General features: G+C 70.5%; 15 protein-coding genes. 11 read left to right on the top strand and 4 right to left on the bottom strand.

Annotated elements, in window-relative coordinates:
• Window positions 1-263 precede the first annotated feature (263 nt).
• The 9 genes from E3O23_RS11665 to E3O23_RS11705 are packed head-to-tail and all read left to right on the top strand — an operon-like array spanning window position 264 to window position 9,622.
• Window positions 264-1,157, top strand: a complete 894-nt coding sequence (locus E3O23_RS11665; RefSeq protein WP_134491205.1) for an FAD binding domain-containing protein — start codon at window positions 264-266, stop codon at window positions 1,155-1,157.
• 4 nt (window positions 1,158-1,161) lie between these two features.
• The gene (locus E3O23_RS11670) at window positions 1,162-1,656 is read left to right on the top strand and encodes a (2Fe-2S)-binding protein (RefSeq protein WP_134491207.1); all 495 of its coding nucleotides are present in this window, start codon (window positions 1,162-1,164) and stop codon (window positions 1,654-1,656) included.
• Window positions 1,653-4,046 (top strand): aerobic carbon-monoxide dehydrogenase large subunit, encoded by a 2,394-nt coding sequence (locus tag E3O23_RS11675; protein WP_134491209.1) that lies wholly within the window; start codon window positions 1,653-1,655, stop codon window positions 4,044-4,046. The genes E3O23_RS11670 and E3O23_RS11675 overlap by 4 nt, the downstream gene beginning before the upstream one ends.
• Window position 4,047: 1 nt before the next feature.
• The gene (locus E3O23_RS11680; RefSeq protein WP_134491211.1) at window positions 4,048-4,953 is read left to right on the top strand and encodes an XdhC family protein; all 906 of its coding nucleotides are present in this window, start codon (window positions 4,048-4,050) and stop codon (window positions 4,951-4,953) included.
• Window positions 4,937-5,545, top strand: a complete 609-nt coding sequence (locus E3O23_RS11685) for a nucleotidyltransferase family protein (protein ID WP_134491213.1) — start codon at window positions 4,937-4,939, stop codon at window positions 5,543-5,545. The genes E3O23_RS11680 and E3O23_RS11685 overlap by 17 nt, the downstream gene beginning before the upstream one ends.
• Window positions 5,542-6,465: an AAA family ATPase gene (locus tag E3O23_RS11690; RefSeq protein ID WP_134491215.1), complete on the top strand. Its 924-nt coding sequence runs from the start codon at window positions 5,542-5,544 to the stop codon at window positions 6,463-6,465. The genes E3O23_RS11685 and E3O23_RS11690 overlap by 4 nt, the downstream gene beginning before the upstream one ends.
• A complete protein-coding gene (locus E3O23_RS11695; RefSeq protein WP_134491217.1) occupies window positions 6,458-7,723 on the top strand; it encodes a vWA domain-containing protein in 1,266 nt (421 codons plus the stop codon). The genes E3O23_RS11690 and E3O23_RS11695 overlap by 8 nt, the downstream gene beginning before the upstream one ends.
• Window positions 7,724-7,741: 18 nt before the next feature.
• On the top strand, window positions 7,742-8,431 hold the full coding sequence (locus E3O23_RS11700) for an SRPBCC family protein (RefSeq protein ID WP_134491219.1): 690 nt from the start codon (window positions 7,742-7,744) through the stop codon (window positions 8,429-8,431).
• A gap of 24 nt (window positions 8,432-8,455) precedes the next feature.
• On the top strand, window positions 8,456-9,622 hold the full coding sequence (locus E3O23_RS11705; protein ID WP_134491221.1) for an XdhC family protein: 1,167 nt from the start codon (window positions 8,456-8,458) through the stop codon (window positions 9,620-9,622).
• Window positions 9,623-9,663: 41 nt separating this feature from the next.
• On the opposite strand, the gene sufU is transcribed toward E3O23_RS11705, so the two are convergent.
• From sufU to E3O23_RS11720, 3 genes are all read right to left on the bottom strand, one after another.
• A complete protein-coding gene (gene sufU, locus E3O23_RS11710) occupies window positions 9,664-10,173 on the bottom strand; it encodes a Fe-S cluster assembly sulfur transfer protein SufU (RefSeq protein ID WP_134491222.1) in 510 nt (169 codons plus the stop codon).
• Window positions 10,170-11,486, bottom strand: a complete 1,317-nt coding sequence (locus E3O23_RS11715) for an aminotransferase class V-fold PLP-dependent enzyme (protein ID WP_134491224.1) — start codon at window positions 11,484-11,486, stop codon at window positions 10,170-10,172. The genes sufU and E3O23_RS11715 overlap by 4 nt, the downstream gene beginning before the upstream one ends.
• A 120-nt stretch (window positions 11,487-11,606) precedes the next feature.
• Window positions 11,607-11,978 (bottom strand): hypothetical protein, encoded by a 372-nt coding sequence (locus E3O23_RS11720; protein WP_134491226.1) that lies wholly within the window; start codon window positions 11,976-11,978, stop codon window positions 11,607-11,609.
• A gap of 396 nt (window positions 11,979-12,374) precedes the next feature.
• On the opposite strand from E3O23_RS11720, the gene E3O23_RS11730 reads away from it, so the two are divergent.
• Together E3O23_RS11730 and E3O23_RS11735 are read left to right on the top strand one after the other, a co-directional pair.
• Window positions 12,375-13,181 carry a DUF4097 family beta strand repeat-containing protein gene (locus E3O23_RS11730; RefSeq protein ID WP_134491228.1) on the top strand — a complete coding sequence of 269 codons (807 nt, stop codon included), beginning with the start codon at window positions 12,375-12,377 and terminating at the stop codon, window positions 13,179-13,181.
• Between the two features lie 51 nt (window positions 13,182-13,232).
• Complete coding sequence (locus E3O23_RS11735; RefSeq protein ID WP_134491230.1) at window positions 13,233-14,132, top strand: hypothetical protein; 900 nt, start codon at window positions 13,233-13,235, stop codon at window positions 14,130-14,132.
• Here the strand turns inward: E3O23_RS11735 and E3O23_RS11740 are convergent.
• Window positions 14,123-15,061: a J domain-containing protein gene (locus E3O23_RS11740; RefSeq protein ID WP_134491232.1), complete on the bottom strand. Its 939-nt coding sequence runs from the start codon at window positions 15,059-15,061 to the stop codon at window positions 14,123-14,125. The genes E3O23_RS11735 and E3O23_RS11740 overlap by 10 nt on opposite strands.
• Between the last annotated feature and the right edge of the window lie 90 nt (window positions 15,062-15,151).

The following is a 15,151-nucleotide window of genomic DNA, read 5'->3' on the forward strand; positions in this document are numbered from 1 at the left end:
TGAAAAGTGCGGGCAATCAACGGGAACTGGTTGAGACAGTTCAGAGGGGCCGGATCGAGAGATCCGGCCCTTTTTCATGCCCCTCCGGAACCGGTGATCGACCTCCCCCGGAACGGATCGCGGGGACTGGCCGTCGGGCGCCCCGTTGTGCATCCCAGCCGGGGATTGTCCCCATTGACACCCCGGTATCGCTGGAGCAGGATGTGACTCACATCGGTGCCCTCGTGTGAACTGTGTGGGCACATCTCGAAGAGGAGCGCCCTGTGCAGATTCCGGCCCCATTCGATTACGCCCGCGCCACCAGCGTCGAAGACGCACTCGCCCTTCTTGACCGACACGGCCCGGAGTCGAGAGTCGTCGCCGGCGGCCACAGCCTCCTGCCGATGATGAGGCTTCGGCTGGCTCGGCCCGAGTGGCTGATCGACATCAACGACCTGTACGAGCTCGACTTCATCCTGCGGGAGGGCGACTACCTGCGGGTGGGCGCGATGACCCGGCATACGACGCTGCTGGAGTCCGCCGAAATCGCCCGGCTCTTCCCGATCATCACGGATGCCGAGAGGGTGATCGCGGATCCCATCGTGCGCAATCGGGGAACCATCGGCGGCTCGCTCTGCCAGGCCGACCCGGCCGAGGACCTGTCCACCTGCTGCGTGGTCCTCCGCGCGGAGGCGGTCGTTCGTGGTCCGGGCGGGGAGCGCACCCTCTCGATGAGCGAGTTCCACAGGGGTCCGTACGAAACCGCCGTCGCCCAGAACGAGATCCTCTGCGAGGTTCGCTTCCCGATCCTGCCGCGGTCCGGCAGCGCCTACGAAAAGGTGGAGCGCCGGGTCGGCGACTGGGCCGTCGTGGCGGCCGGGGCCGCCGTTTCGCTCGCCGAGGACGGCACGATCGACGACGTGTCCATCGGCCTGACGGCGGCCGGCATCGACCACACCATCGCCGAGGCCGAGGCCGTCCTGCACGGCAAGAAGCCGACAGAGGGGCTGTTCATCGAGGCCGGGCGCCTGGCGGCCGCGGCATCCGACCCCATCGCCGACCAGCGCGGACCGGTCGACTACAAGCGGCACCTCGCCGACGAACTCACCCGGCGGGTGCTGCGGCAGGCCTGCGCACGCGCCCTCGAAGCCCGGCACACCACAACCCAGGAAGGCTGAACCGATGCAGATCAGCATGACGGTGAACGGCGAGGACATCACCCGCGAGATCGAACCGCGGGTTCTCCTCGTTCATTTCATTCGTGACGTCCTCCGCCTGACCGGCACGCACTGGGGCTGCGACACCTCCAACTGCGGCACGTGCGTCGTCCTGATGGACGGCCTGCCCGTGAAATCCTGCACGGTGCTCGCGGCCATGGCCGACGGGCACGCCATCACCACCGTCGAGGGCCTCGCCACCGGCGGAACCCTCGACCCCGTTCAGCAGGGGTTCATGGAGGAACACGGCCTGCAGTGCGGATTCTGCACGCCCGGCATGATGCTCACCGCCCGGGCCCTGCTCGACCGGAACCCGCACCCCGACGACGGCGAGATCCGTGAAGCCATCTCCGGCCAGATGTGCCGGTGCACCGGCTACGCCACCATCGTCCGCTCGGTGAAGTGGGCGGCCGAACACCCCGCAGCGCAAGAGACCACCGGAGAAGAGGTGACCGCATGACCATCCTCGAAGGACACCCCGCCAACCCGGCGGCCGGCGACGCCGACCGCCCGATCGGCTACGGCCGCCTCCAGCGGAAGGAAGACCCCCGGTTCGTCCGCGGCAAGGGGAACTACGTCGACGACATCGTACTGCCCGGCATGCTGCACGGCGCCATCCTGCGCTCCCCGGTCGCGCACGCCCGCCTGGTCTCTATCGACACCAGCAAGGCCCTCGCGCACCCGGGCGTCAAGGCGGTCATCACCGGCCAGGACCTGCTGGGCCTCAAGCTCGCCTGGGCGCCCACCCTCTCGGCCGATGTGCAGGCCGTCCTCGTCACCGACAAGGTCCGTTTCCAGGGCCAGGAGGTCGCCTTCGTTGTCGCCGAGGACCGCTACTCCGCCCGCGACGCCCTCGAACTGATCGAGGTCGACTACGACGTGCTGCCGGCCGTCGTGGATGCCCGCAAGGCGCTCGACCCCGGCGCCCCGGTCATCCGCGACGAGATCGAGGGCCGGACCGACAACCACATCTTCGACTGGGAGGCGGGCGACAAGGCAGAGACCGACGCGGTGTTCGCCTCGGCCGACGTCGTCGTCTCGCAGGAGATGGTCTACCCGCGCTCGCACCCGGCGCCGATGGAGACCTGCGGCGCAGTCGCGGACTACGAGCCGATCGACGGCACGCTGACGCTCTACGAGACGTCGCAGGCCCCGCACGCCCACCGCACCCTGTTCGCGATCGTCGCCGGCATCCCCGAGCACAAGATCCGCATCGTCTCCCCCGATATCGGCGGGGGGTTCGGCAACAAGGTCGGGATCTACCCGGGCTATATCCTCGCGGTCGTCGGCTCGATCGTCACCGGCAAGCCGGTGAAATGGATGGAGGACCGCTCCGAGAACCTCATGTCGACCTCGTTCGCCCGCGACTACATCATGCAGGGAGAGATCGCCGCCACGAAGGAAGGCAAGATCCTCGCGGTGCGCACCACCGTGCTCGCCGACCACGGTGCGTTCAACGCGACGGCGCAGCCGACGAAGTACCCGGCGGGCTTCTTCCACATCTTCACCGGCAGCTACGACCTCCAGGCCGCGCACTGCAAGGTGACCGGCGTCTACACGAACAAGGCCCCCGGCGGCGTCGCCTACGCCTGTTCCTTCCGGGTCACCGAAGCGGTCTACCTGGTCGAACGGATGGTCGACATCCTCGCCAGGAAACTGGAGATGGACCCCGCCGAACTCCGGCTGAAGAACCTGATCAAGCCGGAGCAATTCCCGTACAAGAACAAGACCGGCTGGGAGTACGACTCCGGCGACTACGCGACGGCGCTCCGCAAATCGATGGAGATGGCCGGTTACGACGAGCTCCGGCGCGAGCAGAAGGAGAAGCGCGCGCGAGGCGAACTGATGGGCATCGGCATCTCGTTCTTCACCGAAACCGTCGGAGCCGGACCGCGCAAGCACATGGACATCGTCGGCCTCGGCATGAACGACGGCGCCGAGCTGCGGGTGCACCCCACGGGCAAGGCCGTCGTGCGGATCTCCGTGCAGAGCCAGGGCCAGGGCCATGAGACGACGTTCGCCCAGATCGTGGCGGAGGAAATCGGTATCCCGCCGGAAGACATCGACGTCGTGCACGGCGACACCGACCAGACGCCGTTCGGCCTCGGCACGTACGGCAGCCGGTCCACGCCGGTCAGCGGCGCCGCCGTCGCCCTCGTCGCCCGCAAGGTCAGGGAGAAGGCGAAGTTCATCGCCGCCGCCATGCTCGAGACCCGGCCGGAGGACCTCGAATGGGAGAAGGGCCGCTGGTTCGTCAAGGGTGACCCGAGCGTCGGGAAGACCATGGCCGAAATCGCCATGGGCGCCCACGGCACCGTCGCCCTGCCGGAGGGCATCGAGGGCAACCTCGACGCCGAGGTCACCTACGACCCGCCCAACCTGACCTTCCCCTTCGGCGCGTACATCTGCGTCGTCGACGTCGACCCGGGCACCGGCCACGTCAAGGTGCGGCGCTTCATCGCCGTCGACGACTGCGGCACCCGGATCAACCCGATGATCATTGAAGGGCAGGTGCACGGCGGGCTCACCGACGGCGTGGGCATGGCGCTGATGCAGATCATCGAGTTCGACGCCGAGGGCAACAACCTCGGCGGGTCGTTCATGGACTACCTCATCCCCACGGCCCTGGAAGTCCCGAACTGGGAGACCGGCTTCACCGTGACCCCATCGCCGCACCACCCGATCGGCGCGAAGGGCATCGGCGAGTCGGCCACCGTGGGCTCCCCGCCCGCGATCGTCAACGCGGTCGTGGACGCGCTCGCGCCGTTCGGGATCCAGCACATGGACATGCCGTGCACCCCGGCCCGCGTCTGGGCAGCCATGCAGGGCCGTCCGCGGCCACCGATCTAGCATGGCGGCGCTGGGGGCAACCCTCGCGGAGAAGGCGCAGGAACTCGCCGGACGCCGGGAACCGCACGTGCGGGCCACGGTGGTGCGAGCCCAGCATCCGACCAGCGCGCACGCCGGCGACACCGCCCTCATTCGCGCCAGCGGGGAGATCGACGGGTTCGTCGGCGGGAACTGCGTGGAGGCGTCGGTGCGGGAGTACGGGCTGATGACACTGTCCACCCGGGAGCCGATCCTGCTGCGCGTCGTGCCGGGCGAGCCGTCGCGCGTGCGCGAGGAGGGTGCTGTCGAGGTCTCCAATCCGTGCCTGAGCGGCGGTGCGATCGAGATCTTCCTCGAGCCATGGATCCCGGCGCCGAGGGTGCTCGTGGTCGGGTCGACCCCGGTCGCGCAGGCTCTCGCCCGGCTGGGCGCCGGCGTCGGCCTGCAGATGGAACTCGCCGAGGGAGGCTCCGCGGAACCCCGTGCCGACGACGCGGCCCTCATCGTCGCCTCGCACGGGCGGGACGAAGAACCCGCTCTGACGGCCGGCCTGCGTGCCGGCGTGCCGTACGTGGCGCTCGTCGCCAGCGCGAAACGCGGCGCCGCCGTGGTCGCCTCCCTCGACGTCGACGAGGAACAGCGCTCGAGGGTGCACAGCCCGGCCGGGCTGGAGCTGGGTGCCCGCACCCCCGGCGAGATCGCGCTGTCCATTCTCGCGGAGTTGATTTCCGAACGCTCCCGGGTACGGCCCGAAGTGACCGCGCCACCTGCGGTCGCGTCGGCGATCGACCCGGTTTGCGGCATGACCGTTGCCGCGGTGGAGGCGAGCCTGCACGCCGAGTACGCCGGAGCCACGATCTACTTCTGCTCGGAGGGCTGCCGCAGGGCCTTCCTGGCCGATCCGGAGCGGTATGCCGTCGCGTCCTGACTCCCGGACGGCCGGACTCGTCCTGGCCGCCGGCGCCTCCGTCCGGCTCGGACGACCCAAGCAGCTCCTCCCCTACCGTGGCGGGGTCGTCCTGGACGCCGTCCTGGCCACCGCCAGGGCGAGCGGCTTCGACCAGATCGTGCTGGCTCTCGGCGGCGCGGGTGACGCCGTCCGGGACACCGTCGACACCGCGGGCTGCGATGTGGTCGACAACCCCGACTACGACGCCGGATGCTCCTCCTCGATCGCCGCCGCGATCCCTGCATTGCACCCGCAGACCGACGTTCTCGTGCTGCTGCTCGGGGACCAGCCGGGGGTGAGCCCGGAGAGCGTGCGAGGCCTGCTGGACGCACGAGGGGACTCGCCCATCGCGGTCTGCCGCTACGACAACGGCATCGGCCATCCGTTCGCCTTCGACCGCACCATCCTGCCGGACCTGGCCGCCCTGCACGGCGACAAGGGGCTCTGGAGACTCCTCGACCGGCGCGCGGCCGAGGTCACCGAGGTCCGGGTGAGCGGGCCGATTCCGCTGGACATCGATACCGAGGCCGACTACGAGCGTGCCCTCGCCCAGGTAGGGGACCTCGGATGAGCCGCCCGGCGCGCGCGGGCGCGGAGGAGGAGATGCGCCGGCTCGTCCCCGACGTCGCGACCCTGCTGGACGCCCTGAACACCGAGGACTACCTGGCCGACGTCGGCCTCGCGACGGCGCTCTTCCTCGCGGTGCGGCTGCCGCAGCCGATCCTTCTCGAGGGCGAACCGGGCGTGGGCAAGACCGAGGCGGCCAAGGCCCTGGCTCGCGTGCTCGACACTCCCCTGTACCGCCTGCAGTGCTACGAGGGCATCGACGCGGGAGAAGCGCTCTACGAATGGAACTATCCCCGCCAGCTGCTCGGGATCCGGCTCGCCGAGGCGCGGAAGGTCGACATCGACGAGACCGACCTGTTCGGGCCCACCTACCTGCTCCGCCGCCCGCTCCTGCAGGCGATCGAGCACGCCGGACCTCGCCCCGCCGTGCTGCTGCTCGATGAGATCGACCGCGCCGACGCGGAATTCGAGGCGTTCACCTTCGAGCTGCTGGCGGAGGCCGCGGTCACGATCCCCGAACTCGGCACGGTCCAGGCGAGCCATCCGCCGATCGTCATCCTCACTTCCAATCGCACCAGGGACCTGCACGACGCCCTCACCCGCCGCTGCCTGTACCACTGGATCGACTATCCGAGTCCCGAGCGCATCGCCGAGATCGTGCGTCGCCGGGTGCCGAGCAGCGCGGAGCGCATCGCGATTGAAGCAGCGTCGGCCATCACCCGGCTGCGCACCCTGGACATGGTCAAACCCCCCGGCATTGCCGAGGCCATCGACTGGGTGTCGGCGCTCACCGTGCTCGGAGTGGACCGGCTCGACGCGGCCACCGTCGACCGCACGTGGGGATCGGTCCTCAAGAACCGCGACGACCTCGACCTTGCCGGCACCCGCGGGGCCGCCTGGGTGGCCGGAGGCGGCAATGGCTGAGCGCGGGCGTTCCATCACCCAGACGAGCGTGGAGGCGGCCGCCCTGGCGGTCGGATTCATGACGGCTCTCCGCCGGGCGGGCCTGCCCACCTCCCCCGACCGCGCCGCACGGTTCGCCGAGGCGCTCGCCCTGGTGCCACCGGATGCCCGCGAGCGGCTCTATTGGACGAGCCGGGTCGTGCTCGTCTCCTCGAGTGAGCAGCTGCCCGTGTTCGACGCGGTCTTCGACGCCGTGTTCGGCGGCTTCCTCGACCCGGCCGACAGCCGCGGTGACCTGAACGCTCCTCCGGCGATCGGCGCCGAGCCGCGAGCCCGCCCGGCGGCACCCGACAACCGGCCGACCGACGCTGAGGAATCGGAAGAGGCCCCGCGTCCGCCCGCCGCGCTTCCAGGGCGGGACGGAGCGGACGACCGGGCGGGGCCGGAGCGGGAGGCGACGCTCCTGGTCGCCTCGGCAGAGGAACGGCTCCATGAGATGTCCTTCGCCGAACTCTCCGGCGACGAGATCGCCCAGATCCGGCACCTCGTGCGGCGGATCGTGCTGTCCACCCCGGAGCGGCAGAGTCGCCGGACCAGGCGGTCCCAGCAGGCCACCGAGCGCCTCGACCTCCGTCGCACCGTCCGGGCGGCCGAACGAAGCGGAGGCGACTCCATCCGGCTGGTCTACTCACGCCGCCGCCCACGGGCACGCCGCCTGGTCCTCCTGTGCGACGTCTCCGGATCGATGGAACCCTACACGAGGGTCTTCCTGTCGCTGCTCCAGGGCTCGGTCGCCGGCGCCCAGGCCGAGGCATTCGTCTTCTCGACCCGGCTGACCCGGCTCACCCGCCAGCTGGCCTCCCGCGACGCGGACGAGGCGCTGGCGCGGGCCGCCGAGAGCGCCTCGGACTGGGCGGGCGGGACCCGCCTGGCGGAGAGCATCCGGCGGTTCATCGACGAGCACGGGCGCCGGGGCCTCGCCCGGGGCGCGGTCGTCGTCATCATCTCCGACGGCTGGGCGCAGGATGCCCCGGAGCAGGTCGGCGCCCAGATGGCGCGGCTCAGCCGGCTCGCCCACCGGATCGTCTGGGTCAACCCGCGCAAGGTGGCCGCCGGCTACCGGCCGCTGGTCGGCGGCATGGCCGCAGCGATGCCCTACATCGACTCGTTCGTCAGCGGGCACAGCTACGCGGCGCTCGCCGAGGTGGCGGCGGCGATCCGGGACGACCGGCGGGCACCGCAGGGCAAACCGCACCACACGACCAGCGACACCACCTGACAAGAAGAGGACATCATCATGGAACTTGAGAGCACTTTCTCCGTCGTCGCACCGATCGACCAGGTGTGGGCGACCATCATGGACTTCGAACGGGTCGCCGGCTGCGTGCCGGGGGCGCAGATCCTGAACAAGCTCTCCGAAGACGCGTACCAGGTCGGCATGAAGGTGAAGCTGGGCCCGGTGTCCATGCAGTACAAGGGCCTGCTGAACGTGGTCGAGCGCGACGTCGCCGCCCACCGGGCGGTGTTCGAGGGCAAGGCGCAGGAGGCCCGCGGCCAGGGCACGGCCCAGGGAACCGGGAGTCTCGTCCTCGTCCAGGACGGGGACACCACGCGCGGCACGGTGCGCGCCGACGTGGCCCTGTCCGGCAAGGTCGCCGCGATGGGCAAGGGCGTCATCGGCAGCGTCACCGACCAGATGATGGCCCTGTTCGCCGAAAACCTGCAGGCCATGGTCGGGGCGCCCGCCGCGGAGGCAGCCGCCGCGGGAACTTCCGCCCCGGCGACGGAAGCGGGCCGGGCCGGCGGCGGCACGGGCCGTGCCACGCCCGCCCCGGCCGCGGACACGAGCCTGGACGCCTTCGCCTTCGCCAAAGGCATGATCACCGACCAGCTCAGCAGCCCGCCCAAGCTCCTCGGCCTGCTCGCCGCGGTGGCTTTCATCGCCTACCGCATCGGCCGACGCGCCTCCCGGAAGAACGGGCGATGACGATGCGTGCCGGGACGCACTCGGATGCGTGAGGTTCTCGGTCCCCTGATCACCGGGTGGCGGACGGGCGGAACCGCCGGCCTCGCCACGGTCGTGCGAACGTTCGAATCCGCGCCGCGGCCGGCGGGGGCGTCCATGCTGGTCACACCGGACGGCGAGGTCGTCGGCTCGGTCTCGGGCGGCTGCGTGGAGGGCGCGGTCTACGACCTCGCCAGCCAGGTCGTCGCGGACGGCAAACCCGTCCTGGTCCGGTACGGCATCAGCGACGACGATGCCTTCTCGGTCGGGCTGACCTGCGGCGGCATCCTGGACGTGTTCGTCGAACCCGTTTCGCAGAAGACCTTTGAAGAGCTCGACGCCGTTCGGGATGACATCGAGAACTCCCGGGCCGTCGGCGTCGCGACGATCATCGACCATCCGGAGCCCGGCTGGGCCGGACGGCACCTCGTGGTCCGGCCGCACGGCTTCGACGGCAGCGTCGGGTCTGAACGGGCCGACCGTGCGATCAGCGAGGACACCCAGGGGCTGCTGGCCGCCGGCCGGAACAGCGTACTGACCTACGGACCGGACGGCGAACGGCGCGGGGAGGGGATGCGAGTCTTCTTCAACAGCTTCGCGCCCCGGCCGCGGATGTTCGTCTTCGGCGCCATCGACTTCGCCGCGGCCCTCAGCCGGCTGGCCGCGTTCCTCGGCTACCGGGTCACCGTCTGCGACGCTCGCGCCGTGTTCGCGACCCCGGCCAGGTTTCCGGACGCCGACGAGGTGGTCGTCGCGTGGCCGCACCGGTACCTGGCCGAGCAGCTCGCCGCCGGTCTGGTGGACGAACGGGCGGTGATCTGCGTGCTCACCCACGATCCGAAATTCGACGTGCCGCTGCTCGAGGTGGCGCTGCGGGCACCGCGGGTCGCCTACATCGGTGCGATGGGGTCCCGGCGCACCCACGACGACCGCCTCAGGCGGCTGCGCGAGGCCGGTGTCGGCGAGCCCGAACTGGAGCGCCTGCACAGCCCGATCGGACTCGACCTGGGCTCACGCACCCCGGAGGAGACCGCCGTGTCCATTGCCGCCGAGATCATCGCCCTGCACTGGGGCGGCAGCGGCGAGCCGCTCGGCCGGCTGGGCGACCGGATCCACCACGACGACCTGGCCGAACCGGCCTCGCGGGCCGGCGCGACGCCGGGCGGCGTCTGAACCGGCTCTGGCCGAAGTGGCGGTGGTCGAACCAGCGGGATCTAGTGTGCCGCCGCGCGCGACAGCGCCTCTTCGAAGGCGACCCACGGCAGCATCGCGCATTTGACCCTGGCCGGGTAGCGAGAGACCCCGGCGAAGGCCGCGGCATCCCCGAGCCGTTCCTCGTCGGGCTCGATGGTGCCTCGCGACCGCAGCATGTCCCGGAACGCGCCGAGCAGGGCCGTGGCCTCACTCGCCGGGAGACCTCGGACGGTGTCGCTCAGCACGGAAGCGGATGCCATCGAAATGGAGCATCCCTCACCGCGCCAGGCGAGGTCCTCAATCCGGTCGGTCCCCGACGGGGCTTCGCCGGCGGAGGCCGCGCCGACGCTCACGCTCACGGTCACCTCGTCGCCGCAGGTCGTGTTGACCTGGTGGGACTGGGCGGTGCGAGTGCCGTCGGCCTCGCGCGCGACGAGGTCCGCCAGCGGCTCGACCGAAAAGCCATGCCGGGCCTTGGCATGGTCGAGGATGATCTGCTGGTAGAGCTGCTGCAGGTCGCTGGACGTCATCGGCTCACTCCAAAGAAGGGGGCGACCTCGCGCAGGGTGGCCAGGAACTGGTCCACCTCGTCGGTGGTCGTGTACAGGTAGGTGCTGGCCCGGGTCGACGCCGTCACGCCCAGCCGGCGGTGAAGGGGCTGCGCGCAGTGGTGGCCGACGCGGACCGCGATGCCGGCTTCGTCGAGGAACTGGCCGACGTCGTGCGCGTGCACCCCGGCGACGTCGATGCTGGCCAGGCCGATGCGTTCGACGCCGGCGGCGGGACCGAGCACCCGGACGCCCGGGATGTCGGCGAGCCCGGCCAGGAGGCGCTGCCCGAGCTCCGTCTCCCTGGCCTCGATCCGCCCCATGCCGACCGAGGACAGGTAGTCGACCGCGGCGGCCAGGGCGATCGCCTGCGAGACGCGCTGCGTGCCGGCCTCGAAGCGCTGCGGCGGCGCGAGGAACTCTGCACCCTGCATGTCGACGGTGGTGATCATTGATCCGCCGGTGAGGAACGGGGGCATGTCGGCCAGCAGCTCGGCCCGGCCGAATAGCACGCCGATGCCGGTGGGACCCAGCATCTTGTGTCCGGAGAACACCGCGAAGTCCACGTCGAGGGCGGCCACGTCCACGGGCACGTGCGGCACGGACTGGCAGGCGTCGACCAGCACAAGGGCGCCGACAGAGCGGGCGAGGGCGACAAGGTCGGCGACCGGGTTGACGACCCCGACCACATTGGAGGCGTGGGTGAAGGCCAGCAGGCGGGTGCGCGCCCCGATGACGGCCGCGGCGGCGTCGAGGTCGAGGGTGCCGTCATCCGTGACCGGGATGAACCGCAGCGTCGCGCCCGTGCGCAGCGCGAGCTGCTGCCAGGGGATGAGGTTCGCGTGGTGCTCCATCTCGGTGACGACGAGCTCGTCGCCGGGACCGAGGCGGAATCGTTTGGCCGCCTCTCCCCCGAGCCCGAGGGACGCGTTGGAGAAGGAGTAGGCCACGAGATTGATGGCCTCGGTGGCGTTCGAGGTCCAGACCACTTCGTCGGTCTTCGCCCCGATGAAGGCGGCAACGGTCGACCTCGCGTCCTCGAAGGCCTCCGTCGCCGTGAAAGCGAGCGTGTGGGCGCCGCGGTGCACGGCGGCATTGCGCTGCTCGTAGTACTCCCGCTCGGCGTCCAGCACGCTGGCGGGGTTCTGCGAGGTGGCCCCGGAGTCGAGGTAGACGAGGGGCCGGCCGTTGACCGGTCGCCCGAGGATCGGGAAATCCCGGCGAATGCCGGCGACCTCCTCGTCGGTCAGGGATCGAGGGGGTGCGAGCTTGAAGGCGTCAGCGGAGGGCATCATGTTTCAGGATATTCCTTCACCCCGCCAATCGCGCGGGAGAGTTGGAGCGGTGGGCGCTTGAGGCGTGGGTGCTTGAGGTGCGGGGCGGGTGCCGGAGCGGTGGGGACCGGAGCGGCGGGTTCAGCCGGGCGCCGGAGCCTCGTCGAGGATCCCGACGAAGCGGCTCCCGACTCCGTCGAACTCCCGTCGGCGGAGGCCGGCCGCCGGGGCGGGCAGCTCGTCGTAGCCGTGATCGTCGCACGTGATGTAAGTGAAGGCCGGCCACCACTTCTTGGGCCGCGCGGCTTCGGTGAATCCGCAGACGTCGCAGCGCAACTCGACCCAGACGGGCTTCTTGCCGGTGCGGTTCGCACGCGACTGGACCAGCCAGGCGGGCGGGTTGGACTCCATCTCGGCCAGTTCGGCCTCGGAGAGCCGAGTGGGAATGCCGTGCCGGTGCGCCATCTCCAGCGGGATGTCCAGCCGCAGGGCCGCTTCGCGTCTCGTAATCATCTCCCTCAACGATAGACGCTGCCGTCGCCGCCGACCACCGGAAGCGGGCGGCAGGCCCGGCGTGCGGCAGGCCCGGCGGGTCAGGCGCCGGCGTGCGCCGCGCGGAGACCTGAGATGTCGATCTTCTGCATCCCCAGCATGGCCTGCATGACCCGGCCGGCCTTCGCGGGGTCCGGGTCGGCGAGCAGCTCACCCAGCACCGAACTGGTACATCGGGCCCCCGTTGAGCGTCTGGAAGGTGAGCGCCTGGAACTCGACCCCGTCGAGCGGCCTGACGGATCAGGTCCGAGCCGGGTACTCTAACCGACAGGACACGCCCCGAGGCCGGTTCGCATCCGGCCGGAGCGCATCCGGTCGGCGCCGCGGCCCATGGACCGTTGAGATGAGAGGGTCGAGATGAGCGAGCCAGTTCCCGGGCAGCCTTCCGCAGGGAAGGGCTCCGGACCCACCGCCAACACGGTCATCCTGATCGTCGGCCTGTCGCTGGTGGCGATCACGACCATCGTCGGGTTGCTGTTCGCACTGAATTTCCGCGGCGGCCCGGTCGACCAGGACGAAGACCTGGCCGCCGGCCGGAGCGTCGCCGTGGAGATTCCGAATGCCGCGCTGGTGCTCGGGCCGAGCGACGACGACGAGATCCACGTCACGATGCGCGGCAGCTACATCGGGACGGCGCCGACCCTGGCGGCGAGCACGTCCGGCGGAGTGACCACCATCAGCGGCGGATGCTCGCGCCAGTGGTTCAGCTTCTGCTCCCTCGAGGTCACCGTGCGACTCCCCGAGTCGCTGCCGCTGGCCGTGGCGGGCGAGAACGGTGCCATCACGGCATCCGGGCTCACGGGTGAACTCAGCCTGCACACGACGAACGGTCGCATCGAAGCGTCCGGCACGGAGTCCAGGATCGAGCTGCGCACCACCAATGGGGCCATCCGCCTGCGGGAGGCGACCTCCGACGAGGTCAGCGCCGGCACGACCAACGGCAGCGTCGATCTGGGCTTCCTGGATCCGCCGGACGACGTCGTGGCCAGGAGCACGAACGGCTCGGTGACGGTGCGGGTTCCGGTGGACGGCGTGCGCTACTTCATCACGGCGCAGACGACCAACGGGTCGACGAACACGAACTCCGTGCCGGGTGACCGCGATTCCGAGCACACGATCGTTGCGGAGACCACGAACGGGAGCGTGTCGGTCGTCCCGAACTGAGGCGCGCTTCCTGCCCGGTCGGGACCGGCCGCGGGGGTGGGACAATGAGGGATGCGAGACACCGTTTCCCCGCTGGGGCTCCTCCTTGACGTTGATGGCCCGATCGCGAGTCCGGTCACCCGGTCCATCGCCACTCCGAGCATCCTGACCGACCTGATTCTCCTGGCCGGCGCCAATGTGCCGATCGCGTTCATCACCGGGCGTTCGGCCGCCTTCATCCGCGACGAGGTCGTCACCCCGCTGGTCGCGGCTGGCCTTCCAGGCGATTTCCGGATGTACGGCGTGTGCGAGAAGGGTGCCGTGTGGTTCCCCATCTCGGCAGCCGGGATGGGCGAGGTCGTGGTGGACGACAGCGTCGCCCTGCCGGCGGCCGCCGTCGACGCGCTGCGCCGGCTCGTGGCGGACTCCTTCGGCGACACCATGTTCTTCGACGAAACCAAACAGGCCATGGTTTCGGTCGAGCAGCGCACGGATGTCGACAACGGTGCCTACCGGGCCGCCCAGGAGGCGTTCAACGAGTCGGCATTCGCCCTGCTCACCGCGCGCGGCCTGGGGGTTCGGCTCGGTGAGCGCGAGGCGCCGGACTCGGCCGGGCGGATGCCCTTCAGAATCGACCCGACGATCATCTCGACGGACATCGAGTCGGTGCTCCTGGACAAGGACAACGCCGCGGAACGCGCGCTCGCGTTCTTCGCCGAGGGTGGTCCCCTCCCCCACCTGTGGCGTTCGGTCGGCGACTCCCGCAGCGACTATCTGATGGCCGATCACCTGCATGCCGCCGGCTACGACGTCTCCCACGTGGACGTGCGTCCGGCCGACGGGATCCTCGACCGGCCCTACCCGGTCATCGTCATGGGCGAGCAGATCCACGACGAGGCCGGCGCCAGCTTCCTCGACTACTGGGTCGACAGGCTCGGGCTCCGCGCGAACCGATCCGCCGGTCAGTCCTGAACGAAGCGGATGCCGTTCTGCAGTCGGCTCCGCAGCTCGAAGACCTTCTCGAAGGAGCCCCGGTCCATCCCCGGAAGCCCGTCCCGCAGGAGGCCGACCAGGCGTGAGCGGGGAATAGTGACCACCGTCGGACGGCGGCCGCGCCTCGGAACGGTCAGCGGTTCGGAGACGGCGCCATCGGGCAGCACGACGACGAGCGCGGTGAACCTGACCTTGAGGGACCGCGCCAGCGCCCGGGCGGCGTCCTCGAGGCCCTGGATCGGGCTTTCCCCGGGCGCGAGGGTGTCGCCGGCAAGCTCACCGCGCCGAAGCTGAACCGGCGCGCCCCAGTCCTCGGACAGGATGGCGAACAGGCCGGCCGGGCCCAGGACGACGTGGTCGAGCTTCTGCCCCTGCTCCCCGGTGTCGACGTCGTGCCAGGCGGTGAATCCGATGCCGAGGCCCGAGACGAGCTGCGCGGTGGATTCCTCGGCGATGGCCTTGGCCAGCCGGTGGCGGATCTCCTGCGGGGCCGTCCGCACCAACCCCGGGTCGTACGGATCGTCCAGGGTCGTTCCCCGCCCGGCCCACTCGCGAATCAGGGAGAGGAAGTGCTGCCTGGTCTGCCCGCCGGGGTGTCCGTACATCCGCGCGCGCACGCCGCCGGACTGCGCCGAACGGCCCGGGGCCGCGGGAGCCGCGTAGAACGAGCCGGAGGGCGACGGCTCGGCCTCCGAGTATCGGTGCCGATCGTACTCGGCCCGGCTGGCCGGGTTTCCGACCCGTTCCCAGGCGATCTGCACGGCGTGAAAGCGCTCCGCGCTGCCGCCCACATCGGGGTGGGTGTGCCGGAGCAGCCGGCGATACGCCCGGCGGAGTTCGTCCTGGCTGGCTGTCGGGCTGACCCCGAGGACCTCGTACGGTGTGGCCGCGGCCGGGCTATCGGGCATCCTGGGCGGTCTCTTTCGGAAATGTGGTGATTGAAGGTGTCTCTTTACGATACCCATCAAGGCTGACATCTGGCCCGTCGGAGCCCTAGG

Source organism: Cryobacterium tagatosivorans, assembly GCF_004402215.1.
Taxonomy (GTDB): Bacteria; Actinomycetota; Actinomycetes; order Actinomycetales; family Microbacteriaceae; genus Cryobacterium; species Cryobacterium tagatosivorans.